The following is a 24746-nucleotide window of genomic DNA, read 5'->3' on the forward strand; positions in this document are numbered from 1 at the left end:
AGCGACTGCTGCCCTGGAATGTTGAACTGGAGCGGACTTCAAAAAAAGTGGCGCAGTACAGTTAAGGGCAAGTGGGTCGTTTTAACGGCGGTTACCGCACTTCAGTGATGTAAGCGCCTGTGTCAAAACCATCGCTGCCCGGCTGGTGGCGCGCCGGGACCAGGCGCCAGCCGGGCAGGGTGATGAACAGGATACAGACCAGGGCAACCGACAGGCCCACGGCGGTGAAATCGAACATGCTGAAGTGCTGGCCGAGGCTGTCATGGCGAAATCCGGACACAATCAGGTTGGGCGGTGTGCCGATCAGTGTGGTCATGCCCCCCAGAATAGTGCCGAAGGATAGTGGCATCAGTACCTGTCCGGGTGTCAGCCCAAGGCGGCTGGCCAGTTGAACCGCAACCGGCATCAGCAGCGCCATGGCTCCTACATTGTTCATGAAACCCGACAGGAAGGCCCCCAGCCCGGTCAAGGCGGCCAGACTGAGTGTGGTGCCGGCCTCTTTGGGCAGCACCTGACGGACGAGAATATCAACGGCGCCGGACACTTGCAGGCTGCGGCTGAGGACGAGCACGCAGGCCACGGTCACGACCGCAGGATGGGCAAAACCGGTGAAGGCGTCTTCGGCATCAATCAGGCCACCCAGTACACAGGCCAGCAGTGCACCACCGGCCACCATGTCATGACGCCATCGCCCCCAGATGAACAGCACCAAGGTGGCGAGCAGAATGAGCATGATCAGCAGCTGGTTGTAATCCATTATCCGTGTCTCGCAGGCTAAGACGTGCCATGAGGCACGTATGTTCTCAGGTTAGCACAGCGGGCGTGCGGTTCCGGGGGTCAACAGGCGCCATTGTGAACGTTTGGGCGCAGCCAGGCCCGCACGGCGGGCCAGCGGTTGACCAGCATCGCCATGAAGATCAGAGCGCAGCCGCTGAACTGAAGGGCTGTCATCGATTCACCCAGCCAGAGGGCGGCAAAGAGTGCGGTCCAGACCGGCTCCAAAGTCATGATAATGGCGGTATGGCTGGGTGGAGCCAGGCTCTGGCCACGGGTTTGCAACAGAAAGCGCAGGCTGGTGGCAATCAGTGCACTGGCAATCACCCAGCCCCAGATATTGGCCGGCTGGCTGAATGTCCATTCTTCCAGTACCAGCGAACACAGCCCCGTGACCAGACCGGTCACCAGCAACTGTACGGCGGTCAGCGGCAATACCGGCAGGCGTGCCGCAGCGCGGCTGTTGAGGATGAACATCAGGGCGATGAACAGCGCCGACAGCAGGAAGAATATTTCGGCCAGGCCGAGGTGGAACTCGCTGTCCAGCGACAGGCAGGCCAGCCCGGCGATAACAAAGGGAATCGACATAAATACGAACGGGCCAGGCCGGTCGCCGAACAGCAGGCTGATCAGCGGCACCATGACCACGCCCAGGCTGGTGAGAAAGGCGCCAACCCCCACATGCGTGGCCATTTCCAAGCCCAGGATCCAGAAGCTCATGGCGATTCCGAACAACAGACCCACCCATCCGGCGCTGAGCCATTGCCGGCGGGTAAAGGCGCGCATGGCCGACCAGCCGATCAGGGCCAGGATCAGTCCGGCGCTGATGAAGCGCAGAGCCATGAACAGTAATGGCGCCAGCCCCTGAACCGCCTCGCGGGAAAAAATCCAGCCGGCGGCCGCCAGCAGTGTGGTCAACAGCAGAAGCAGATCGGCTTTGTGATGTGTGGACAAGAGCGGCATCCTTTCCGGTGTGCTGGCAGGCATCATGACAAACGGCCATGTTAACAGATGGCAGCGCCGGACGGTCCCCGGGCCTGCATGAATCAGGCCCGAAGCGGAGGCCGGTTACCCGGTGGAGCGGCCGGGGGCTTACAGCGGCAGCGGTTGCGGTGCTGCGCCGCTGAGGCGCTCGCGGATGGCAGCCAGGGTTTCCGGGCGGCTGAAGTAGTAGCCCTGGAAACGGCGGCAGCCCATTGCGATCAGGCGGTCGGTCTGGTCTTTCAGTTCGACCCCTTCCACCACCACGTGCATATTGTGGCTACGGGCGATGTAGATGATGCTCTGAATCATGTTGGCGGCGCGTTCGTCCTCAAGCAGACTGTCGACGAAACTCTTGTCGATCTTGAGCTCATCCAGCGGCAGCCGGCGCAGCAGGCTGAGGGAGGAATAGCCGGTACCGAAGTCATCCATCGACAGGCGGATGCCCTGCTGGTGCAGGCGCTCGATGGTTTCAATGACCTGCTCTACGTTGTGCATCACCAGCGTTTCGGTGATCTCCAGCACCAGCTCCTGAGGTGGTACCTGATATCGCTCGAGCACGTTCAACACCTCCTCGACAAAACCGGGCTGCTCAAACTGGATCACGGAAATATTGATGCCCAAATCCAAGCGGATACCCAAAGCCTGGCGCAGCTCGCTGTATTCACGCAGGCTGGTATCCAGTACAAACTGCCCCAGGCTGTTCATCAGACCGCTTTGCTCGGCAATGGCGACAAACTCGGCAGGAGACACGAATCCGAGTTCGTCGTCTTCCCAGCGCACCAGTGCTTCCATACCCATCATGCGTCCTTGCTCATCCATCTGCGGCTGATACATCATGTACAGGCCACCGTTGACCAGCGCCAGGCGCAGGCGTTCTTCGATCGTCAAGCGCCGCAGATAGGTCATTTCCATCTCGGAACGATAGAGGCTGACACAAGCACGGTTCTGTTTGGCCTTGTACAGCGCCAGGTGTGCGCTGCGCAGCAGCTTGCTGCTGGAATCGCCATGGTCAGGGTAGGTGGCAATGCCTATGCTGGCGCTGATCTGCAGCTGCAACCGTCCCACCTGAAAGCTGTCGGTCAGGGCTTCAGCCAGACTGTGGCAAGCGGGCTCGAGGCGCTCCAGACGGGTGTTGGGGGTAATGATGACAAACTCGTCACCACCCAAGCGTGCCAGGGTGTCATCCGGGTCCAGCAGTTCTTGCAGGCGTCGACTGAATTCGACCAGCGTGGCATCACCGGTCTCTTGGCCGTAACGGTCGTTGATGCCCTGAAAGTTGTTGATATTGATGACCACCAGCCCGAAAGACTGGCGCTTGCGCATCCGCTGAGCCAAATGATTGAGCAGGCCGGAACGGTTGAGACGACCGGTCAGGTCGTCATGCGTGGAGTGATACAGCAGCTCTTCATTGCGCTGTCGCCCAGCCTGGTCAATGACCCGGCATAGCAGCAGAAGTACGCTGCTGATGCTGATGAAGACCAGTGCATACTGGATTGCCAGAGTACTGAAGGTTTGCCAGGCCGGTGTCAGGCGGGTCTCGGATATGACCCACAACTGATAGCGGGGGTTGAATACGGCGGCGGTCAGAAAGGACTCACCGTGCCGTTCGTTGAGCACGCTGACAGCTGATTCAATCAGCTTAACCTGCTCCACCGGCATGCCCAGCTGGGTTTCCAGGTCACGACGATTGCTTTCGATCTGTAGTGGAGGAATCTGGATCTTCGAGTAGTCGGCCGCGGTTACGCCCTCGGCGGACATGAACTGCATGTAACCATCGGCTTCACGGAACAGCATGACACTGTCATGAGAACCTTCATGCAAGCGCTCATCCAGCACAGTGCCGCCGGAGCCGATACGCAAGCCTGCTGTCATGACCGCGACGACCGCGCCCTGTTCGTTACGCAGTGCCTTGCGAATGGGCAGGACCCAGGTGTCAAGCGCCGGAACACGGTAGGTTCGCCCCAAAACCATGGCATCCGAGTCCAGTGTCTGCTGAAAGCTCTCGGCGGTGCTGGGATGGGTGAGCAGGTTGGGCAGTCGTTCCATGTCCATGTTGGAACTGACGCGCAGCAGGGAGCCATCGGGGCTGGCCAGGCCAAACGCCACCAGGGCTTGATCAACCGACAACACGCTGTCCAGCAGGGGCACTTGGCGACTGGCTTCCAGGTTCAGGCTATCGTCCAGCAGCTCACGGCCAACGACATCCAGTACCAACTCTTGGGTGCGCAGCAGGCTGTCCACCGCCTGGGCCACCAGTTCGACCCGGTTCTCATGGTGCGTTCTCTGGTATTGCAGAATGGATTGCCAGCGGTGATAGAGAATCACGCTGAGCAGGATCAGGCCGCCGATGAAAATCAGCCAGAACAGCGTCCACAAGTTACGCCTGAATACGGCCACCGAAGCCCCCTGTTAATCCTTGTGCCGAATACCCGATATCTGCGGACATGAAGGCGACTGCGTTGCCCGCTTGGGTTCAATTCCCGTTTTTTTGGAGGGAACCGGAGTGAAGCAAAGTCGGTATCATGACCGTACGAGCTAATATGACCACAACTGGCGGCCAAAGCCAATTGTTATAGCCTAAATATCTATTGACCCTGGGGGTTATATTAAACGAGGCTCAGGAGCACAGGGCAAACAGCTGAGCACGGCTGGAGATACCAAGCTTTTCATAGGCGCGTTTGCGATAGGTGATGACGCTGCTGACGGCTATTGCCAGCTCGGCGGCAATGACTTCGTTCTTCTTGCCGCGCAGGACGGCGCGGCACACTTCCCGCTCGCGCTCGGACAAAAACGCCAGCGGGCCTTCCTGGCGCAGATGGCTGTTCAGTTCGAAGTGCTTGCTGACCAGAATGCTGATCAGTGCACAGATGCTGCGGTTGAACGCGGGGTCGTCAAAGCGGCGGTCGAATCCGGGGGCGCGATGGTACAGGTTGATATAGTAGTTGCCATGCCCTGTGCCGCGAATGATGGCGGTCTTGTCGGTAAACCCGGGGGTTTCGAAGAACGCCTGACGGTAATGCAGGCCCATGCTGTCGCTGACCGAGTTGAAGCGCACGACTTCCACGTCACCTGTGGCAATGGTCTTGAGCCGTTTGAAATTGGGATCCTGCAGGTAGTGCCGTTCGCCGACGTAGGCTTCAGCCAGGCGCTTGCCCGAGGCGGCACGAACAAAGTCCTTGTAGATCAGGGTGGAAACCTGCTGGCCGTCGTCACAGTAGAACACCATGCATTGGTCGATACCGAACTCGCGCTGCAGCCAGTCTAGAAAGCCGTCGTAGAAGCCGGTTGTCCCCAGTTGCTCCAGCACGTTCAGAACCTGTTCGGAAGGGGTCCAGTCAGACATCGGGGCGGTATGTGTATGCAGTGCGGGCATGCGATCTCCAGTTGTTACCCACAGGTGATCTCAGGGCATGGATAACAGCATTATAACCCGGGAATGCCGCGCTTTTGTGCTCTCGGTCGCTGGTCATGATCAGAGGGTCACCCGGGCAGGCGTCGCGGGGCGGGGGCTGCAGGCTGCAGAGTCGTGGACTGACAAGGAAACGCAAGTAGGGGCCGGGATACCTTGGGTCCTGCACCGCCGTCTCTTTCGGTACAGGAGGTATCCCGGGTGACCGGCCGGTGAAGGCCGATCTAGTTGGAAGCGGAGTGGCTGATCAGCGGGCAGCCAGGGTGCCGAGCACCTTCTTGAAGGTAGCCAGCTCGTCTTCACTGAAGTCGCTGAACATCTTCTGCTGTTCTTCTTCGGCAATGCGCCACAGGGCATCCGCCTGCTCGATCCCCTTTTCGGTGATCGCGTAGCAGTCGTTTTCCAGTGCTACCAGGCCCTTGCGCTGCAGGATTTCGGCGGCTTCTGCCACTTCGATCTCAGGCATGTTGACCTCTTTGAGCAGGTCTTTCAGGCTCAGGTTGGGGGTCTGCTGCAGTACCATCAGCATGCGTGCTTCGCTGGTGCGCAGGCCGGTGGACAGCTGCTGCGGTGAGTAGTCGGCCTGGTAGCTGCGAACCGCCTGGGTCATCAGGTAGTACAGGTTGTCGTTCAGGCGGCTTTCCAGTTTTTCAACGGCAGCCGGCTGATCGTCGCGCTTGGCCGGGAAGCGGGAATGCGGCATGACCACGGAGTAGCTGCCCTGGTGATAGACCAGCGGTGCACGGCCGGAATCTTCGAACGCTACAACCTTGCCGATCAGAATCCAGTGGTCGCCACCGTCAACGGTTTCATAAGCTTCACACTGGAAGCAGGCCGCGGTGTCGTTCAGCAGCGGGGCGCCGCCGAAGCCTTCCTGGTAGTCCACGCCGGCGAACTTGTCGTCGCTCGGACGGGCAAAGTGGTTGGATACGTCGATCTGGTCAGCAGCCAGAATGTTGACGGCGAAGTGGCTGGCCTGCTGGAAGATCTGGTAGCTGCCGGAGCGTTTGTCGATGCTCCACAGAATCAGCGCCGGGTCCAGAGACACGGAGTTGAAGCTGTTGGCGGTCACACCGGTCTTTTCACCGGACGGCGTGGTCGCCGTGATCACGGTGATACCGGTGGCGAAGTTGCCCAGTGCACGACGGAAGGCTTTGGGGTCGAATTCAGTGACTTGATTGCTCATATCAGTACCTGGAAAATTGAGTTCTTATGGTTGTACCAAGACCGTTGGGACATGGGTAAAACAGACGCAAGTGCGTCTGTCGGTCCGGGTCACAGTCCCCGTAAAGCGGGGACGGGCGCACACCTTGGGTGTACGCCCGGGACATGCCGTGTCCAGGCAGGATCAGAGCAGGGCGGGATCCGGCTCCAGACCCAGCAGTTCGCGGCCGATGATCTGGGCGCAAACGTCATAGTCGGTGTAGGCGTGTGCCGCGGTCATGTTGGATTCACGCCACAGACGCTGGCCTTCGCGGTCGCTGTACCAGTTGGAGGCACCCATAACAGACCACAGACGGTTAACGGCTTCCACGCACATCTTGATGGCGTAAGCCTGGTTGGTACGCCAGTGCGCCAGGGTGTAGCGATCCGGGTACTCGTGACGCTCGCCGTATTCCTTGTGCTCGTTCCAGGTCTTTTCCAGGTAGGCACGTGCTGCGCACACCTGCTGGTAGGACTCGGCGATGCGCAGGATCGGCGGTACGGATTCCTTCACGTTGGCACCGGTGTAAGCACGTACACGGTTCTGGGTGATTTCCTTGTAAACATCAATCATGCGCTCGGCAACACCCAGGCTCATGGCCGCGAAGCCACAGGCGAAGTACGGACGATACGGAGTGTGGTAGATCTTGCTGTCTGGATACAGGGAGCGACCGACGTGACGGCCTTCCATCATGTCCTTGGCGGCCTGGATGCGGTGCTCGGGTACGAACACGCCCTTGATGCTGGCAGTCTTGGTGCCGCTGCCGCACATGCCAGCAGAGTGCCAGTCGTCGATGATGGTGAAGTCTTTCTTCGGAATCACCGCGAAGCTGTAGATCTTCTCGCCTTCGTCGTTGAAGCGGTTGAAGCCGACGATGATCCACTGGGCGTGGTCGACACCAGAGCTCCACTTCATGTCGCCAGTGAAGATGATACCGCCTTCTACTTCTTCATGCTTGCCGAACGGTGCGATGGAGCTGGACGCAACCACATCCGGGTTTTCGCCCCAGAACTCGTCCTGAGCTTCTTTGCTGAACATGGACATCTGATGATTGTGCGTGCACAGCAGGCTGTAGGCCCAGGCTGTGGAGCAGCAGGCACCGGCCAGTGCCGCGATGCATTCGGTGAACTCCGGCAGGCTCATTTCCAGGCCGCCGTAGGCCTTCGGCAGGAAGGCGCGGTTCAGACCGATGCCGTGCAGCATATCAATGTTTTCCTGCGGTACTTTGCGCAGCTCTTCCGCCTTGCTGGCGTTGGCGCGGATAGCCGGTAGGATCTCTTTGAGTTTCTCAAGCATCGGATTATGCATAGTCATCAGGATCGTCTCTCTTCTAGTATTCAGAATCAGCCGGGGCGGTCGCTTGGGGAGCTGAGATGACCGGCGCGGCGAAATATTGATCCGCTAGGATTGCACCGATTATGCGGAGTATCACCGATACAGGAAATGTAAAAACCTTGTTAAATGTTGCACTTTTCTGCAAAACAGCCTGTCCGAGGACAGGCCTATGCAGGTAAATTGGTTGAATTATAGTCAGCTCAGTCGCGAGTTGACGGGCGAGTCAAGGTCAGCGCCAGCAGGGAGCCGATGCCGGTCAGACCGATGATCAGAGTCATGGGCAGTGGTGAGCCGTCATGCAAGGCACTGGTGGTCGAGCTGGCCAGGGCGCCCAGGCCGAACTGGCAGGCCACCGCCAGGCCCGCTGCCGCGCCGGCCTGCTGGGGGTAGCGCGACAGCAGGCTGGCCATGCAGTTGGCTCCGAGCACGCCGGTGACGCTGACAAAGCCCAGCAGTCCGGCCACGATCAGCGGCAAACCGCCCCAGCCGGTGGTACCGGCCAACACCAGCACCCCCCCGGACAGGGCCGCCAGCGCCGCGCCGGCCACCAGCAGCTTCTGAGTGCCCAGGGTGCCGACATAGCGCGCGTTCAGGCTCACCAGCACGATGATGCCGCCGATGTTGAGGCTGAACAGCCAGGCAAAGTGCTGGGGCGCCACGCCGAAGTACTCGATATACACGAACGGCGAGGCGGTGATGTAGGCGAACATGCCGGCAAACGTCAGGCCCATGCACAGGATGTAGCCGATGGCGACCGGCTGCATACCGATCTGCAGGTAGGCCTTGAACACAGCCAGGATGCTGGCGTTACGGGAGTCGCCATGATGGGTTTCCGGGATCTTCCAGGCGCTGAACACCAGCATGATGGCAGCAAAGGCGAACAGCACCACGAACAGCGATCGCCAGCCGGAGACCAGAATCAGATAGCCGCCCAGCAGCGGTGCAATCAGAGTCGCGATCATGGTCACCAGATGCATCAACGACAGCACCCGAGCGGCCTCGTTGAGCGGGAAAAGATCACGCACGATGGCGCGGGCCAGCACCGAGGCAGCGGCCCCGCCCAGGGCCTGCATGAAGCGTGCGGCAATGAGCCACTCGGCACTGCCGGCCAGAATGCAGCCGATGCTGGCCATCAGGTAAAGACCAATGCCGCCCAGCAGCAGGCCGCGGCGGCCGAACTTGTCCGACAGCGGGCCATAGAACAGCATGCCGATGAACAGGCCGATCAGAAAGGCACTGATGGTGAGCTGAATGCTGGACTCCGGCGCCTGCAAGTCATCGGCAATCAGTGGCAGGCTCGGCAGGTACATGTCGATCGACAGCGGGCCAAAGGCGACGAGCGCGGCCAGCAGCACGATCAGGCGTTTGGGGTTGGCAACGGATGACATCGGTGACTCCCGGATTGAGGTTGGATTGCGCAGGTGATGGCGTTGGGCTCGAATCTTACCATCGCCCGGAATATATTTAACATGTTAAATACTTTTGAGCATCCGGTTGCTGACGCGTCGACAGCATCCGAACCGGTGTCCGGGTGCGTACAGTGTGGCAAAGACACGGCAGGAGGACATGCATGGATCTGTTTATGACTCCGGATGACAATCTGCTGGACCGTGATGGCGAGGCGGTGTATCTGGGGCCGGTACTGTCGCGGCCGCAGGCGGATGCCGCTCTGGCACAGCTGTTGCGGGAGATCGACTGGCAGGCGGACGAGGTGATCATGTTCGGCCGGCGTCGGCTGACCCGGCGCAAGACCGCCTGGCATGGCGAGGTCGCACTGGCCTATACCTATGCCGGCGTGACACGCCGGGCACGGCCCTGGACCCCGTTACTGCGGCGGCTCAAGGCCGAGGTTGAAGCGCACGCAGGCTGTCGCTTCAATGCCTGTCTGCTCAATCTCTATCACGACGGCAGCGAGGGGATGTCCTGGCACCGTGACAACGAACCCGACCTTGAGCCCGGTGCCGCCATTGCTTCTCTTAGTCTGGGCGCCGAGCGGCCTTTCATGTTTCGTCACCGGGAAACCGATGCGCGTGTCGAGGTGCTGCTGGAGCATGGCAGCCTGCTGGTGATGAAAGGGGCGACTCAAACCTTCTGGCAGCATGCGCTGCCGGTGCGCAAGCGGATCGAGGGCGTGCGCGTCAACCTGACGTTCAGGTGCATGCGAGAGAGCGGGCACTAAAACAAAAACAGCCTGCACATGGCAGGCTGTTGGGGGGAGATGAAGCAGTTATCAGACGCGGCTGGAGCCCGGTGCGAAGGTCTTGGTGACCGACGCCTGAGGTGCCGGAACCTGATCGCCGCTGACCGGAGATACTGGGAAGACGGCGTTGATCTGACCGGTGCCGGAGCTGCCGAAATAGGGCGTCAGCACTTCCACTTTCTGGTCGTACTCGGACCAGCCCAGCGCACCCAGCAGCATGGCGGTGTCGTGCATGAAGCCTTCGCCGTGACCCTTTACCGCGTACTCGGGCAGCATTTCACAGAAGTCTTCCCACTCGGCATTTTCCCACATGCGTACCACTTCGTGGTCCAGACGCTCCAGGAACGGTGACCAGGTCTTGGTGGCAAAGCCCGGTGCCTGGCCGTTTTGCGCGAAACGGTGCGACAGGGAGCCGGACGCCAGAATGGCCACGGTGCCGTCGTACTGCTCTTCGATGACCTTGCGCATGGCCCAGCCCAGGCGAGCACTGTCGTTCAGGTAGTGCACGGTGCACATGGCGGACACGGAGATCACCTTGAAGTGGCGGTCTTCGTTCATGTAGCGCATCGGCACCAGCGTACCGTATTCCGGGTCCAGCGTGGTGGAGTCGTGGGCCAGGGTTTCTACGCCCTGAGCGTTGCACTCTTCCGCCAGCAGGCGGCCCAGCTCCGGGTTGCCGTCGTATTCGAACGCCATGTTGGAGATGAAGTGCGGCAGCTCGTTGCTGGTGTAGTTGCCGGCCCAGTGTGCCGCGCAGTTGATGTGGTAGCTGGCATTGACCAGCCAGTGGGTGTCAAACACGATAATGGTGTCAACGCCCAGCTCGCGGCAGCGGCGACTGATCTCCTTGTGACCGTCGATGGCAGCCTGGCGGAAACCTTTCTGCGGGCCGTCCAGCTCGGACAGGTACATGGACGGTACGTGTGTGATTTTTGCAGCTAATGCGAGTTTACCCATAAGGCTTTCCTCTTCTGGTTAATCCGGGCGCCGTGCACCCGGCCAAGCTTGGGACGTCAGCGTTGTGACGCTGGCGCCGGATCAGGTTGGCGTCGACCGGCGCATCGGGCCTGCCAGTGGGCCAGTAGCGCGATGATCGGAGCCAGCAAAATACAGCTGAACAAGGTGGTGATGCCCTGGGCCAGCAGCCAGGGCACCAGCTGGGCAATGGCGGCCCCGGTCAGCAGCTGAATGAAGCCCATCAGCCCGGACGCGGTGCCGGCCGAGCCGGAGGCACAGCTGATGGCGGCGGACTGGGCGTTGGGCTGGCTCAGACCACGGCCGAAGGTCACCAGCGCCATAGGCACAAACAGGCCGACAAAGCTCAAGCCGGCGGCCAGCGCGCCATAGAGCAACAGAGCGGCACCGCCCAGGGACAGCAGGTTGCCCAGCAGCACCATGCGGTCGATGCTGAACCAGCGGGCCAGCTGGGTCGAGCTGAAGCTGCCCAGCATGAAGGCCAGCGAGACCGCCAGGAACCAGAGCCCGAAGTCGGCCGAGTTGCCGCCCAGCTGGTCGACGACCAGGTAGGGGGCACTGCCGACGAACAGGTAAAAGGCGCTGGCAATGGCGGTGGTCGAGACGGCGTAACCGAGGTACTGGCGGCAACGCATCACGTCACCGTAGCGACGGAAAATGCCGCCCAGGCGCAGGCTGTCACTGCGTTCGGTACAGGTTTCCGGCAGCCGCCACAGGGCCAGCAGCCAGACGGCCGCGCCCATCAGTACCGATACATAGAATACTGACTGCCAACCGCTCCACAGGTTCAGATAGCCCCCCAGTGCCGGCGCAATGGACTGGGCGATGGCAATCGCCATCACCACATAGCCCATGCGTCCGGCCGCCCCTTCGCGGCCGTGTACATCCAGAATTATGGTCCGGGCCAGCACCATGGCGGCACTGCCGCCCAGCGCCTGGAGTACACGCCCGGCAATCAGCCATTCCACCCCCACGGACAGTGCCGCCAGCAGACTGCCGGCGGCATGCAGCCCCAGGCCGGTGAGCAGCACCGGACGACGGCCGAAAAAGTCCGCCAGCGGCCCCGAGATCAGTTGACCGAATGCCAGTGTCAGCAGATAGGCCGTGAACGTGATCTGGATGGTGCCGATATCGGTCTGCAGCGCCTGGGCCGCATCCGGCATGGCCGGGACGAAGGCATTCAGCGCCAGGGGACTGGCCATGGCGATGAAAATCAGCAGGCTGAGGGAGGGCTGTGGCTTCAATCTTCACCTGTTCAGCTAGAGGGCAGGGGCAAGGCCCCTGCCGGACCCCGAGGGGTATCAGTTCGGGTTGCGAACCACCAGCATGCGCAGTTCGGTCATGTCTTCGATGGCATAGCGTACACCTTCACGACCCAGGCCGCTGTCCTTCACGCCGCCGTACGGCATGTGATCGACACGCCAGGAGGGTACGTCACCGATGACCACACCGCCGACTTCCAGCTCGTCCCAGGCTTTCTGGATCTTGTAGATGTCGCGGGTAAAGATGCCGGCCTGCAGGCCGAAATCGGAGTTGTTGACCTCCTCCAGAGCGGCGTCGAAGTCGCTGAACTTGGACAGGATCGCCACCGGGCCGAAGGCTTCCTGGGTGTTGACGTTCAGATCCGGTGCAACGTCGGCCAGCAGGGTTGCCTGCAGCATGGCACCGTCGCGCTCGCCGCCGGCCAGAACGGTGGCGCCGGCTGCTTTCGCTTCCAGTACCCAGTTGTGCAGACGGGTCGCTTCCTTCTCGGAGATCATCGGACCGATGAACGTGTTCTCGTCCTTCGGATCGCCGGAGACCAGTGCGTTGACGGCGGCGGCCAGCTTCTCGCGGACTTCGTCGTAATGGGCTTCGTGCACCATGATGCGCTGTACGCTGATGCAGCTCTGGCCGGACTGGTAGTAGGCGCCAAATACGATACGGGCTACGGCATCATCAATGTCGGTACCTTCATCGACGATACAGGCCGCGTTGCCGCCCAGTTCCAGGACTACCGGCTTCTTGCCGGCCTTGGCCTTCAGCTGCCAGCCCACATCCGGAGAGCCGGTGAAGCTCAGCAGCTTCAGGCGGTCGTCGGTGGTGAACAGGTCGGCACCGTCGCGGTGACACGGCAGCACGGAGAAGGCACCCTTGGGCAGGTCGGTCTCGGCCAGGATCTCACCGATGATGATCGCGCCGATCGGCGTCAGGCTGGCCGGCTTGAGAATGAACGGGCAGCCCGCCGCGATGGCCGGAGCCACCTTGTGCGCTGCCAGGTTCAGCGGGAAGTTGAACGGCGAAATGAAGGAGCAGGGGCCGATCGGCACGCGCTTCCACATGCCGGTGTAGCCTTCGGCACGCGGCGTGATGTCCATCGGTACCACTTCACCGCCGATGCGAACCGCTTCTTCGGCGGCGATGCGGAAGGTATCGATCAGGCGAACGACTTCACCGCGTGCATCCTTGATCGGCTTGCCGGCTTCGATGCACAGGGCAACGGCCAGTTCTTCGGCACGTTCTTCGAAGCGCTTGACGCAGTAGTTCAGGATTTCCTGACGCTTGTACGCCGGCATTTTGCGCATCGGCTCGGCGGCCGCGTCTGCGGCCGCGATGGCCTGGTCGATGGCCGCGGCGTCAGCCATGGCAACGCGGGTCGCGACTTCGCCGCTGAACTTGTCGGTTACCGCCAGGTCCTGGTTCGGGGCCTGAGCTTCGTTTGCCAGATAGTAGGGATAGGATGCTTGCAGCATGAGAAGGGTCTCCGCCTGCTTTGAGTTGGATTGGCGTTACTTACTGGTATCGGTCCCTGCGCCAGCGCAGGAACCGGGATATGGAGTTAACTTAGACCACCGGGAAGATGACGTTGGCCTGACCGGTGCCGGAACTGGGGAAATATTCGCCCAGCAGCTCGCCCTTGCCGGTGTAGGCATCCCAGCCCAGGGCGCCGAACAGCATCGCCGTGTCATGCATGCCGCCTTCGCCGCAGCAGTACTGGGCGTATTCCGGCAGCATCTTCAGGAAGGTGCTGATCTCGCCGTTCTGCCACAGCTCCAGCACCCGCAGATCGACCTGACGGTTGAACTCGCGCGAAATGGTGAAGGTGCCGTTGTTGGCTTCGTAAAGATCGTTTTCCCAGATCTTGTGCGACAGGGAGCCAGAGGCCAGCAGCAGTACCTTGGCGTCGCTTTCACGCACCGCTTCGGCAATGGCTTCGCCTAGCTTGCGCGACGCTTCCAGGCTGTGCACGGTGCACCAGGCGGCGATGGACACGATCGGCATGTCGCCCGGCTCCATGAAGTGCATGGGGACCAGGGTGCCATATTCCAAATCCAGGGTTTCCACCTGGTGTGACAGGGTGAACACGCCCTTTTCGGTTGCCTTGGCCGCGATCGCATCACCCAGCGCCGGGTTGCCGCGATAGTCATATTCCAGATTCTGGATGAAATGCGGGAACTCGTGGCTGGTGAAGCAGCCCTTGAAGCGGGCGTTGCTGTTGATGTGATAGCCGGCGTTGACCAGCCAGTGCGTATCCAGAACGATAACCGTATCGGCTCCGGCTTCACGCGCCCGGCGCATGATCTTGCGCTGGCCGTCGATCGCCTGCTGGCGGCAACCCTGCAGCTTGCCCGGCTGTTCGGACAGCAGCATGGTCGGTACATGAGTAATCTTTGCAGCTAAAACGATTTCGCCCATGGTCACACCTTCTTGTTCTTCGCGGGGACGTGGCATCTGGCCTGGCAGGCTGGAGGGACCGGCCCTCAAGGGGTAACAGGTCAGACACGGCACTTGGCCCGGTCATTTGTTAACATGTTAAGTAATGCTAGTTAACATAGTAACTAAAGTCAACGGCTGCCCAAAAGGGCGCCGTTCAACTAGACAGGGGATTCTTGACGGGGGTCAGGGTTTGATCTGGCACAGCTGGCTGAGCAGTTTGTCCAGCTGCTCCATGTTCTCGCGGGAGAACTGTTCGGTAATGTCCTGGTAACGGGCTTCGAGGGTCGGGCTGATTGTCTCGAACATTGTCTTGGCCTTGTCGGTCAGGCTGATCAGGACGCGGCGCTGATCTTCGGGTGAGCGACGGCGCTGGATGTAATCCTGCTGTTCCAGGCGGCTGATGATCCCGGTCAGGCTGGGGCTGAGGATGCAGCACATCTCGGCCAGCTGCTTGGACTCCAGTTCCTGGTATTCGTCCAGTGCGCGAATCACGCGCCACTGCTGCTCGGTCAGCGGAATTTCCTGCAGGACAGGACGAAAAAAGCCCATGGTGACCTCGCGGGCCTTGAGCAGTTTAAGCGGGATGGAGTCTTCGTATTTGCGCATGGGAGTCGTGTTACCGGGCGGGCCGGCCTGGTTGGTTATTATCAATGTATACCCGAGAGCTGCATCATATAGATCAGCAGCGATGCTGCAACCAGCATGATCAACGAGTAGGCCAGGTTGTTTCGCAGGATGGCACGGCCGGTACAATTGAACCGTGCCTGCAGAATAAAGTTTACACCACTGAACAGACTACCGGACATCGACACCGAGGTGGCGATGATATAAGCGATCGCCATCAGCGTCGGTGCGGTGGTCACATCGGCCAGCAGGCCGGCATAGGTCGCCACCAGTGCGAACTGATGAATGCCCAGGCTGGCCAGAATGACAATGCTCCACATGACGAAGATGGCAACCTGCGCATCGGTATGGGCAAAGGGCAGGCTGAACAATCCGGCCGCGATACAGGCCTTGACTCCGGCCGCCAGAAAACCGGCGCTCAGGAACAGACTGATCTCGCCGCGGGTATCAGCCAGGCGGGTCAGGGTATGTTCGACCAGGCGCCGGCTTGCCTGTACAGGCCCCTGCTGCAGCGTCAACAGCATCAAGGGCGTCAGCAGCGACAGCAGTGCCACCACGCCCACGGTGGGCAGGGTTGGCCAGACCCCGGATACCGCCAGAATGGCCGCGATCAGGCACAGTGGCATCATCAGGGTACGGGCGGTCATCGGGTAACCGGGATAGCGCGCCAGATCGCGCGGGTAGCGGTAGCGCACTTCCAGCAGGGTATACCCCAGGCCAAACAGGGCCAGGCCCAGGGTGAAGGGCAGAATGCTGTACAGTTCGGTGCCCGGCACCTGTTCCAGCACCAGGGGCAGAATGCTCAGGAAGGGCGACCAGAGCACCGCCAGGCTGAAGCCGCGGCCGAGGATTATGCGCGACAGCGACGACAGTGTATCCCGGCGCTTGAGCTGCTCGCCCACCAGCAGCATGGAGGAAAAGTTGGCCACCGAGGACAGCAGGTGCATGCCGCCGAGCGTGGTGACAAAGCTGCGTGGGCCGGGCCGGTCGTTAACCTGCTCCAGGCGTGTACTGAGGCGAATGAAGTTCACCGCTGCCAGCAGCATGGCTAGCTTCAGGTGTTCGCCCAGAATGGCCAGTGGATCGATGCGGGCACCGCTGCTCCAGGCCCAGGCGATGAAGCCGCAACCGATACCCAGCAGCAGGTAGATGGGCAGGCGCTGTTTGGCACTGAGGCGGCCGAACTCCAAGGCCACAAAGGCCCAGGCACACAGGGTGGCCGGCGTGGCCAGGTCGGCCAGTCCGAAGGTATCCAGCAGTGCCAGCAGCAGGGTCACAAAGATCAGCAGGCCGGAAACGGCATCACGGCGACCAAGCAGGGCCGCTTTGGCGGTAGTGGCAGAAAGAGTCATGCCGTCATTTTATTAATATGTTAAGTAGTAGTCCAGTTGTCGCGCTTGTGGTCGGTGCGAAAGCGCTGTGCGGTCACGCCGGTGTGGCGCTTGAAGAAGCGGGAGAAATAGGCGGGATCACTGAAACCGAGCTGGTAGCAGATATCGCTGCTGGACAGGTCGGTGAACACCAGCAGGCGTTTGGTTTCCTGCACGATGCGGTCGTGGATCAGTTTCTTCGGCGAGCGGTTGGACACCCGCTGGCAGATCTGGTGCAGGCGGCTTTCGGAAATGCCCAGTGCCGCGGTGTAGTCCGGCAGGTGCAGGTGCTCGCGGTAATGCTCCTCGATCAGGTCGGAGAAGCGCCGGAACACGCGCAGGTCATCGCTGTTGACGGTGGTGCTTTCGGCCTGCTTCGGTGACAGTCGGCTGATCTGAATCAGCAGCAGTCGCACCAGCGTGTGCAGCGTCAGGCGCTTGGCTGGACGTTCGCGGTACCATTCCAGCTTGAGGTTGCGCAGCGTTTGCGTGATCAGGGGCCATTGCAGGCGCTGTTCGTCGTCCAGTTCGTCGCGGACGATGCAGATGCCGCGGTTGAGTTCGGTATCCATCTCCTGTTGCAGGCCGTCCTTGAGCAGCTGCCAGGCAACCGACTGGTGTACGGTCAGCACATGGCCGCAGGCCTCGGGCTCGGTGAGAAAGGAGTGGGGGACGGACGGCGGAGTCATGATCAGGCTGGGGCCGGTGGTGCGATAGACTTTGTCGTCGATGTGAAAGCTGATGGTGCCACGGTCGATATAGTGAATCTGCAGGTACTGGGCGTGGCGGTGTACCGGCATGTCGCGGCCGTAGAAGGCGGCCAGGTTTTCCAGCACGTCATAGTGGATCGGGGCATCCAGATAGCGCCGATCGTAATCCTGTCCCAAGATGATGTTGGGGATCCATTCGTTGTGCCGGGTTTCGCTCATCAGGCGACTATAGCAGAATTCGGGCAGGACCGGAGTCCCGTGCGCAGGGCACGGGCTCCGGCAGTTGCGAAGGCGGGAACGGGATCAGTTCTTGCCCAGCTGAGGTACCTTGTGGGTACCGTGCGCGATGCACACGTTCTTGGTTTCCATGTAGAAGTCGAAGCTCCAGTCGCCACCGTCGCGACCGATACCGGACATCTTGATACCACCGAACGGAGACGGCAGGTTACGGTTGTTCTCGGAGTTCACCCACAGCATGCCGGCTTCGACGTGCTTGGCCATGCGCATGGCGCGACCGGTGCTCTCGGTCCAGATGTAACCGGACAGGCCGTACTGGGTATCGTTGGCGATGGCGATCGCTTCCTCTTCGGTATCGAAGGTGATGGCGGTCAGTACCGGGCCAAAGATCTCTTCCTGCGCAATGCGCATCTTGTTGTTGGCTTCGGTGAACAGGGTCGGCGTCAGGTAGTTGCCGGCCGGGTTCAGGTTGTCGCTGCCGTCAGTGATGCGCTGGCCGCCAACCGCGGTCTTGGCACCGTCTTCCTTGGCGATGTCGAAGTAGCTCAGCACCTTGTTGAAGTGCTCGGTGTGTACCAGCGGGCCCACTTCGGTGTTCGGGTCCAGCGAGTGACCGACCTTCAGGTTCTTGACGCGCTGTTCCAGTGCCGCGATGAACTTGTCGCGGATGCCGCTCTGGATCAGCAGACGGCTGGACGAGGTGCAGCGCTGACCATTCAGGCTGTAGATCATGAACACAACGGCATCCAGGGCGCGGTCGAAGGCGGCATCGTCGAACACGATAACCGGGTTCTTGCCGCCCAGCTCGAAGTGCATGCGCTTCAGGGTGTCGGCACCCTGACGCATGATGTGAGAACCGGTGGCGGACTCGCCGACCAGGGCTACGGCCTTGATCGCCGGGTGTTCGGTCAGGCGCTTGCCGGCGTCTTCGCCGAAGCCGTTGACCATGTTCCACACGCCCTTGGGCAGCACTTCATCGGCGATTTCCGCCAGGATGTAAGCGCTCAGCGGGGTCAGTTCCGCCGGCTTGTGTACTACGGTGCAGCCTGCCGCCAGGGCCGGAGCAATCTTCCAGGTGGACAGCATGAACGGCGTGTTCCACGGCGTGATGATGCCGACCGGACCGATCGCCTTGCGGATGGTGTAGTTGACGTGCTCGTCCTGGTGCAGGGCCAGACCGTTCTGCGCTTCCGGTGCCTTGTCGGCGAAGAAGCGGAAGTTGGCGGCACCACGCAGGGCCGCCTGCTTCATGAAGCGGATCGCCTGACCGCAGTCCATGGACTCGACCAGCGCGATTTCGTCGGCACGCTCAACCAGACGGTCGGCGAACTTGTGCAGCAGGCGCTTGCGTTCGGCACCCGGGGTGTTGGCCCAGGCTTCGAAGGCGTTTTCAGCCGCTTCGCAGGCCGCGTCCATGTCGGCGACGGAGCCGGCCATGACCTTGCCGATGCTGCTGTTGTCGGTCGGGGTAACGTTGTCGTATTCACGGCCGCCGTTGCCCAGGGTGAATTCACCGTTGATGTAGTGGCCGGTGGTGTTGTTCTTGAAGCGCTCCAGGTACTGCTGTGCGCGTTCCAGGTTGGTTGCCAGAGTATCGCTCATGGTGTGTCTCCCGTTGCCTTTGATCCCGGTGCCGACCCTGTGTCGGCTGCCGGGACGGGTCAATCTCAGTATTTGTCGCCGTAGTATTCCTGCTCGCTGACCATGCGGGTCTCCAGCGCGCACACATCTTCGATGCTGCACACGATGGTGTCACCCGGCTGGCAGTCAACGATGCCGTGCGGTGTGCCGGTGCAGATCATGTCGCCCGGGTTCAGGGTCATGACCTTGCTCAGGTATTCGATCACGAAGGGCACGTCAAAGATCATGTCCTTGGTGGAGCCATCCTGAGTCAGCTTGCCGTTGACCGTGGTGGTCAGTTTCAGCGCGTTGGCGTTGGGGATGTCCGCCGTGTCGACGATCCAGGGACCCATCGGCAGCAGGGAATCGCGGCTCTTCACGCGCAGATTCGGACGGTAGTAGTTTTCCAGGTAGTCGCGGATGGCAAAGTCGTTGCAGACGGTGTAGCCGGCGACGTAATCCAGCGCGTCTTCACGCTTGATGTTCTTGCCGGTCTTGCCGATCACGGCGACCAGTTCGCACTCGTAGTGCTGGTATTCGATACCGTCGGGACGGTAGCTGACCTGCTTGTGGCCGGTCAGGGTGTTGGCGTGCTTGATGAAGATCAGCGGCTCTTTCGGCGGCTCGAACGCCAGTTCGGTGGCGTGATCGGCATAGTTGATGCCCAGCGCGAAAATGGTGCCCGGCGCTTTCACCGGCGGCAGCCAGGTGATCTGATCGGAATCCAGTGCCACGTCCAGCACTTCACCTTCGGAGGTGGTGATGCGGTCGTTGGCGTCGATGTCGATGTCCAGCTCGCGGCCGTCAAATACGATACGTGCGTGTCTCATGGCTCAGGCACCTCCCAGCGTGTTTGTCAGGGTGCCGACACCCTCGATGCTTGCTTCAACCTTGTCGCCCTTGACCACGGCTACGCGGTCACCGGCGAAGCCGACGGCGATAATTTCACCGGCCTGCAGGGTCATGATGCGCGAAATGATGCTGATCAGTTCGGCAACGCCGCGCTCCAGGTCGGCCAGGGCCAGGCGGCTCTTCTGTTCGCCGTTGACGCTGACGGTCACGGTCAGGGCGTTCAGGTCGGTGATCTTGTCAGCGGCAACGATTTCCGGACCCACCGGTGCGGAGGTGTCCAGGCACTTGCCCTTGATGTCCGGGCGGTAGTAGCTCGCTTCCGGCAGGGAAAAGTCGCTGACGATGGTGTAGCCACCGACGTAATCCAGTGCATCTTCGGCAGACACGCGGCAGGTTTCCTTGCCGATGACCACACCCAGGCTGGCGCCCACAACCATTTCGGCAACATCGTTGCCGTCGAAATCTTTGGCCCACTCGACTTCAGCGCCGTCAACGCTCCAGGTGTTGCGCGGCTTGTAGTACAGCACCGGCTGAGTCGGCGGTTTCTTGTAAGGGGCTTCGTTGAACGTCCCCTCCAGGGCAGCCAGCTGTGCCTTGTCGTTCAGCGCGACGCAGACCAGCTTGCTGTTAACCAGAGTCTTTGCAGTCATTGTTAACCTTCTCGTGTTGATGACCGGCGATCAGTAGCCGGCCTGAGGTTTTTCGTCTTCAACCGGAGCGCCCTGTTTGAAGCGCTGCGCCAGCTTGCGGGTTTCGTTGGCCAGAATCATGGTGTCGACACCGACGCCGACGAAGTTGGCACCCTGCTGGACATAGTTCTCGGCCAGCGCTGGGTCCAGGCAGAGCAGACCGGCATACTTGCCGGCATCGCGGATCTTGTTCAGGCCGGCGTTGATGGTCTCGACCACCACCGGGTTGCCGGCATCGCCGATGTAACCCATGGAGGCGGACAGGTCGGACGGACCGATGAACACGCCGTCAACGCCGTCCACTTCCAGAATCGCGTCCAGGTTTTCCATGGCACTGGCGGTTTCCACCTGCACGATCAGGCAGATTTCGTCGTTGGCCTTTTTCAGATAACCCGGCACCTGATTCCAGCGCGCGGCACGGGCCAGGGAGGTGCCCAGGCCACGGATGCCCTGCGGCGGGTAGCGTACGGCCTGTACCAGCTGAGCGGCCTGTTCGGCGGTTTCCACCATCGGCACCAGCAGGGTCTGCACGCCGATATCCAGCAGCTGCTTGATCAGCGCGGTGTTGCCTTCCACGCAACGCACGATGGGCGCGGTGTCGTAGGGGGCGATCGCCTGCAGGTGGCTCATGATGGTGCGCAGATCAAAAGGTGCGTGTTCGCCATCGATCAGCAGCCAGTCAAAGCCGGCCACCGCGGCAATCTCGGCCGCGCTGTTGTCCGGCAGGCCGAGCCAGAGGCCATACTGGGTCTCGCCGGTGGCCAGGCCCTGTTTGAAACGGTTCTTTGGCAATTCCATGCTCATCTCCTGTTCATGGCCGGCGCCGACGCGCCGACCCTTGGCATGCCGGGCTTATGCGAAGTTCAGGGTGACGCCACCCAGGGAACCGAAGTCGGCGTGCACAGTGTCACCGGCCTTGACCGGTACCGGACGGGTAAAGGAGCCGGACAGGATCACCTGGCCCGGTTCCAGACCGACACCGTGCGGTGCGAAGCGCTTGCACACCCAAGTGATGCCCTTGAGCGGGTTGCCCAGTACGCCACCGGCCAGGCCGGTTTCCTCGATCTGGCCGTTCAGGTACAGCATGCAGCCGGCCCAGCGCAGGTCGATATCCATCGGCTTGATTGGACGGCCGCCCATAACGATGCCGGCGTTGGCCGCGTTGTCGGAGATGGTGTCGTACACCTTGCGGGTGTAACCGGTTTCCGGATCGGTGCGCAGGCAGCGTGCGGCGATCAGTTCCAGTGAGGGAATCACGTAGTCGGTGGCGTCGATGACGTCGAAGATGGTGACGTTTTCACCGAACAGCGGCTTTTTCAGCACGAAGGCCAGTTCCACTTCGATGCGCGGGTCCAGAAAGTCGGACGCCTTGATGGTGGCGCCGTCGTCAAACAGCATGTCGTCCAGCAGCACGCCGTAGTCCGGCTGGTCAATGTTAGACGCCATCTGCATGGCGCGAGAGGTCAGGCCGATCTTGTAGCCGATAACCTTACGGCCGTCTTCGATCTTGCGGTCAACCCAGGCTTTCTGCACGGCATAGGCGTCCGCCATGTCCATGTCTGGGAATTCCAGTGTCAGTGCCGGAATCTGCTTGCGGTTCACTTCGGCTTCGTACAGGCGATCGGCACAGGCCTTGATCTGCTCTTGGTTCAACATGCTCGACAGTACCTTCTTGTTGTCCGTTGAGGGTCTCTACTGTGCGCGTAAAACGCTCATCGGCCGCCGGTGGCGCCTCAGGGGCGAGGGCACAGATCATCTGAAATTCATTTTAGTTAACATCTTAACTAAGTCAATACCTCAATAACTCACTACAGTTATAGCTGCATTCCTGTTGCCCAAGCAGGAAAATGTTGCAAGTGCAATCTTGTTGACAACAGTTAACATGTTAATTAGATTTCGTTTGTTTGCATTTTGGCCAGAGCCCTCCGGCACGACCGGATCAAGGGTGCCATCCAACCGTTTAGGGGAGAACTGAGATGCCTCATTTTATTGTCGAATACTCAGGGAACTTGCACGATCGTCTTGATTTTCAAGCGCTTTTCAAGGACCTGCATGAGTATGTGGTATCCACGGGACACTTCCCGCTGGGTGGGGTGCGCAGCCGCGCCATCCGTTGCAATGACTTTCGCGTGGCGGATGGTCGAGAGGAGTTTGCTTTCCTTAACCTCAACCTGAAGATCGGCCATGGCCGTGATATGGCGTTGAAGCAAGAGGTGGCCGAGCAGGTATTCAAGATCCTCTGTGACTGGATGAAGCCGATTACCGATGAAAGCTATGTACAGATCTCGTTCGAGATGACCGAGCTGGACCCGGTACTCAAGTTCAACAAGAACAACATTCATCCCCTGTTTGCAGGCAAGTAAAAAGCTCCTGACAGGAGTTCAACGAGCCGGCGCTGCTGCCCCCAAGCATGCGGAGCCGGCCGTCTAAGCCGAGCATAACGGCATAAAACACGACCGTAGCAACAGACGTACAAGATCGGGAGACAAACCGTGAAGACATTTTTCAAGACCCTGGCCGGGGCTGCGGCACTGACCGCAGGCCTGACCGCTTCTGCAGCTGCATCGGCTGAAACCACGCTGATCGTGGGTACCTGGCAGCCGCCGGGCAACCCGATGAATGCCATCGTCTGGCCGACCTGGGCCGAGTGGGTGGAAGAAGCCACTGAAGGCCGTGTCAAAGTGAAGATCGAACAGGATGTCGGTCACCCGAAAACCTATTTTCAGCTGGTGGAAGATGGCGTCATCAATGCCGGCTGGAGCTACCATGGCTACGGTCCGGGTCGCTTCAAATTGCCGGTGGCGGTTGAGTTGCCGGGCCTTGACGTAAGCGCGGAAGCCGCATCCGTTGCCCTGTGGAAAGTGCAACAGAAGTACTTTGCGGATGCCAACGAATACGAAGGTTTGGAGCTGCTGGCAACGCTGACGCACGGTCCGGGTCAGCTGCACACCATCGAGCCGATTGAAGATCTGGAAGATCTCAAGGGCAAGAAGATCCGCATCGGTGGCGGCGTGCAGACCGAACTGGCCGAGCGCATGGAGCTGACCGGTGTGGCGGCACCAGGCTCCAAGGTATACGAAATGATGCAGCAGGGCGTTATCGACGGCGTGATGATGCCGGTCACCGAGCAGAAATCCCTGCGCCTGCATGAAGTGGCACCGAACCTGACCCTGTTCCCGGGTGGCATGTACTTGGGCAGCTTTTCCATGTTCATCGACCCGTACTTCATGGAAGACCTGGATCCGAAGGATGCCGAAGCCATCCGTCGCGTATCCGGTGAAAAACTGTCTGCGCTGGCCGGTCGTGCCTGGGATCAGGCCGATGTGGAAGGTCTGGAAGCAGCCAAGGCGGCTGGCGTGACCATCAAGCAGCTGGGTGCGAATGACCCGATTACGCTTGAGTTCCGTGAGCTGATCAAGGGTATGGATGACGCCTGGATTGAAAGTGTTTCCGACCGTGATGTCGATGCCCGTGCTGCTCTGGACGAGCTGCGCACCATCGCTCGCGAGTACGAAGCGCAGGAGTAATCCATGTCATTCAGTGTCTGGCTGAAAGAACACTATGACGAGAAGGGGCCGGCCCGTTGGCTGGCCTTCCTGCTCGAAGTGATGTCGGCAAGTGTTCTGTTTACTCTCATGGCGTTGACCTGTGTCGATGTTCTGGGTCGTTACCTGTTCAATAGCCCGCTGCACGGCGGTACTGAGCTGACCGAAATCGGGCTGGCGGTGATGGTGTTTGCCGCGATGCCGGTGATCACCTGGCGCGGCGGCCATATCGTGGTTGACCTGCTGGATCGCTTCCTGGGCGGTAAGGTCGTCAAGGCGTTGTCGCTGTTTGCGGCGCTGGTGATGTCCTCGTCGCTGTACTTCCTGGCACTGCGCATCTTCGAGCTGGGCGAGCGTTCCATTCGCCGTGGCGTCGTGACCGAGTTTCTCGGCATGCCCAGTGGCTACGTGGTGCAGTACATCGCGATCATGAGCTGGGCCACCGCGTTCGGCATGATTACCTACGGCGTCTATCGCATCCTGTTTCAGGATAAAGCCTAACCTCAACCGGACACAGGTACC

Annotated in this window: 23 protein-coding genes; 4 read left to right on the plus strand and 19 right to left on the minus strand. The window is 60.6% G+C overall.

The features are described from left to right. Positions 1–91: 91 nt before the first annotated feature. From KTN04_RS12900 to KTN04_RS12930, 7 genes are all read right to left on the minus strand, one after another. Positions 92–757: an SLC13 family permease gene (locus KTN04_RS12900; RefSeq protein WP_254262547.1), complete on the minus strand. Its 666-nt coding sequence runs from the start codon at positions 755–757 to the stop codon at positions 92–94. Positions 758–837: 80 nt separating this feature from the next. Continuing rightward, positions 838–1728 carry a DMT family transporter gene (locus tag KTN04_RS12905; RefSeq protein ID WP_217335645.1) on the minus strand — a complete coding sequence of 297 codons (891 nt, stop codon included), beginning with the start codon at positions 1726–1728 and terminating at the stop codon, positions 838–840. Positions 1729–1866: 138 nt separating this feature from the next. After that, complete coding sequence (locus KTN04_RS12910) at positions 1867–4155, minus strand: putative bifunctional diguanylate cyclase/phosphodiesterase (protein ID WP_217335646.1); 2289 nt, start codon at positions 4153–4155, stop codon at positions 1867–1869. A gap of 220 nt (positions 4156–4375) precedes the next feature. Then, a complete protein-coding gene (locus KTN04_RS12915; protein ID WP_217335647.1) occupies positions 4376–5131 on the minus strand; it encodes a helix-turn-helix domain-containing protein in 756 nt (251 codons plus the stop codon). 283 nt (positions 5132–5414) lie between these two features. Then, entirely contained in the window at positions 5415–6353 is a 939-nt protein-coding gene (locus tag KTN04_RS12920; RefSeq protein ID WP_217335648.1) for a p-hydroxyphenylacetate 3-hydroxylase reductase component, read from the minus strand. A 162-nt stretch (positions 6354–6515) separates the two neighbouring features. Further along, positions 6516–7685 (minus strand): p-hydroxyphenylacetate 3-hydroxylase oxygenase component, encoded by a 1170-nt coding sequence (locus KTN04_RS12925; RefSeq protein ID WP_217335649.1) that lies wholly within the window; start codon positions 7683–7685, stop codon positions 6516–6518. A gap of 221 nt (positions 7686–7906) precedes the next feature. Further along, positions 7907–9094 carry a Bcr/CflA family multidrug efflux MFS transporter gene (locus KTN04_RS12930; protein WP_217335650.1) on the minus strand — a complete coding sequence of 396 codons (1188 nt, stop codon included), beginning with the start codon at positions 9092–9094 and terminating at the stop codon, positions 7907–7909. Positions 9095–9276: 182 nt separating this feature from the next. On the opposite strand from KTN04_RS12930, the gene KTN04_RS12935 reads away from it, so the two are divergent. Beyond that, positions 9277–9885: an alpha-ketoglutarate-dependent dioxygenase AlkB family protein gene (locus KTN04_RS12935; protein WP_217335651.1), complete on the plus strand. Its 609-nt coding sequence runs from the start codon at positions 9277–9279 to the stop codon at positions 9883–9885. Positions 9886–9936: 51 nt separating this feature from the next. Here the strand turns inward: KTN04_RS12935 and hpaD (KTN04_RS12940) are convergent, their stop codons facing one another. The 12 genes from hpaD (KTN04_RS12940) to hpaH all read right to left on the minus strand — a co-directional run bounded on the left by hpaD (KTN04_RS12940) (position 9937) and on the right by hpaH (position 22335). Further along, positions 9937–10863, minus strand: a complete 927-nt coding sequence (gene hpaD, locus KTN04_RS12940) for a 3,4-dihydroxyphenylacetate 2,3-dioxygenase (RefSeq protein ID WP_217335652.1) — start codon at positions 10861–10863, stop codon at positions 9937–9939. 56 nt (positions 10864–10919) lie between these two features. Next, on the minus strand, positions 10920–12125 hold the full coding sequence (locus KTN04_RS12945) for a multidrug effflux MFS transporter (RefSeq protein WP_217335653.1): 1206 nt from the start codon (positions 12123–12125) through the stop codon (positions 10920–10922). A 57-nt stretch (positions 12126–12182) separates the two neighbouring features. Continuing rightward, a complete protein-coding gene (locus tag KTN04_RS12950) occupies positions 12183–13613 on the minus strand; it encodes an aldehyde dehydrogenase family protein (protein ID WP_217335654.1) in 1431 nt (476 codons plus the stop codon). Positions 13614–13704: 91 nt separating this feature from the next. Next, positions 13705–14556 carry a 3,4-dihydroxyphenylacetate 2,3-dioxygenase gene (gene hpaD, locus KTN04_RS12955; protein ID WP_217335655.1) on the minus strand — a complete coding sequence of 284 codons (852 nt, stop codon included), beginning with the start codon at positions 14554–14556 and terminating at the stop codon, positions 13705–13707. A 204-nt stretch (positions 14557–14760) separates the two neighbouring features. Then, complete coding sequence (gene hpaR / locus KTN04_RS12960) at positions 14761–15183, minus strand: homoprotocatechuate degradation operon regulator HpaR (RefSeq protein WP_217335656.1); 423 nt, start codon at positions 15181–15183, stop codon at positions 14761–14763. A 41-nt stretch (positions 15184–15224) separates the two neighbouring features. Next, positions 15225–16553, minus strand: coding sequence for a hypothetical protein (locus KTN04_RS12965; protein WP_217335657.1), 1329 nt, complete (start codon positions 16551–16553; stop codon positions 15225–15227). Between the two features lie 20 nt (positions 16554–16573). Continuing rightward, a complete protein-coding gene (gene hpaA, locus KTN04_RS12970; protein WP_217335658.1) occupies positions 16574–17500 on the minus strand; it encodes a 4-hydroxyphenylacetate catabolism regulatory protein HpaA in 927 nt (308 codons plus the stop codon). Between the two features lie 84 nt (positions 17501–17584). After that, positions 17585–19120, minus strand: coding sequence for a 5-carboxymethyl-2-hydroxymuconate semialdehyde dehydrogenase (hpaE, locus tag KTN04_RS12975; protein ID WP_217335659.1), 1536 nt, complete (start codon positions 19118–19120; stop codon positions 17585–17587). Between the two features lie 65 nt (positions 19121–19185). Next, entirely contained in the window at positions 19186–19968 is a 783-nt protein-coding gene (locus tag KTN04_RS12980; protein WP_217335660.1) for a fumarylacetoacetate hydrolase family protein, read from the minus strand. Positions 19969–19971: 3 nt separating this feature from the next. Beyond that, positions 19972–20640, minus strand: a complete 669-nt coding sequence (locus tag KTN04_RS12985) for a fumarylacetoacetate hydrolase family protein (protein WP_217335661.1) — start codon at positions 20638–20640, stop codon at positions 19972–19974. A 30-nt stretch (positions 20641–20670) separates the two neighbouring features. Further along, on the minus strand, positions 20671–21477 hold the full coding sequence (gene hpaI / locus KTN04_RS12990; protein ID WP_217335662.1) for a 4-hydroxy-2-oxoheptanedioate aldolase: 807 nt from the start codon (positions 21475–21477) through the stop codon (positions 20671–20673). Between the two features lie 54 nt (positions 21478–21531). After that, positions 21532–22335: a 2-oxo-hept-4-ene-1,7-dioate hydratase gene (gene hpaH / locus KTN04_RS12995; protein ID WP_217335663.1), complete on the minus strand. Its 804-nt coding sequence runs from the start codon at positions 22333–22335 to the stop codon at positions 21532–21534. Between the two features lie 320 nt (positions 22336–22655). Between hpaH and KTN04_RS13000 the strand changes: the two genes are divergently transcribed. The 3 genes from KTN04_RS13000 to KTN04_RS13010 all read left to right on the plus strand — a co-directional run bounded on the left by KTN04_RS13000 (position 22656) and on the right by KTN04_RS13010 (position 24725). Further along, complete coding sequence (locus KTN04_RS13000) at positions 22656–23042, plus strand: 5-carboxymethyl-2-hydroxymuconate Delta-isomerase (RefSeq protein ID WP_217335664.1); 387 nt, start codon at positions 22656–22658, stop codon at positions 23040–23042. A gap of 129 nt (positions 23043–23171) precedes the next feature. Further along, on the plus strand, positions 23172–24206 hold the full coding sequence (locus tag KTN04_RS13005) for a TRAP transporter substrate-binding protein (protein ID WP_217335665.1): 1035 nt from the start codon (positions 23172–23174) through the stop codon (positions 24204–24206). 3 nt (positions 24207–24209) lie between these two features. Continuing rightward, positions 24210–24725, plus strand: coding sequence for a TRAP transporter small permease (locus KTN04_RS13010; RefSeq protein ID WP_217335666.1), 516 nt, complete (start codon positions 24210–24212; stop codon positions 24723–24725). Positions 24726–24746: the final 21 nt, after the last annotated feature.

Source organism: Marinobacterium weihaiense (assembly GCF_019061305.1).
Classification (GTDB): Bacteria; Pseudomonadota; Gammaproteobacteria; order Pseudomonadales; family Balneatricaceae; genus Marinobacterium; species Marinobacterium weihaiense.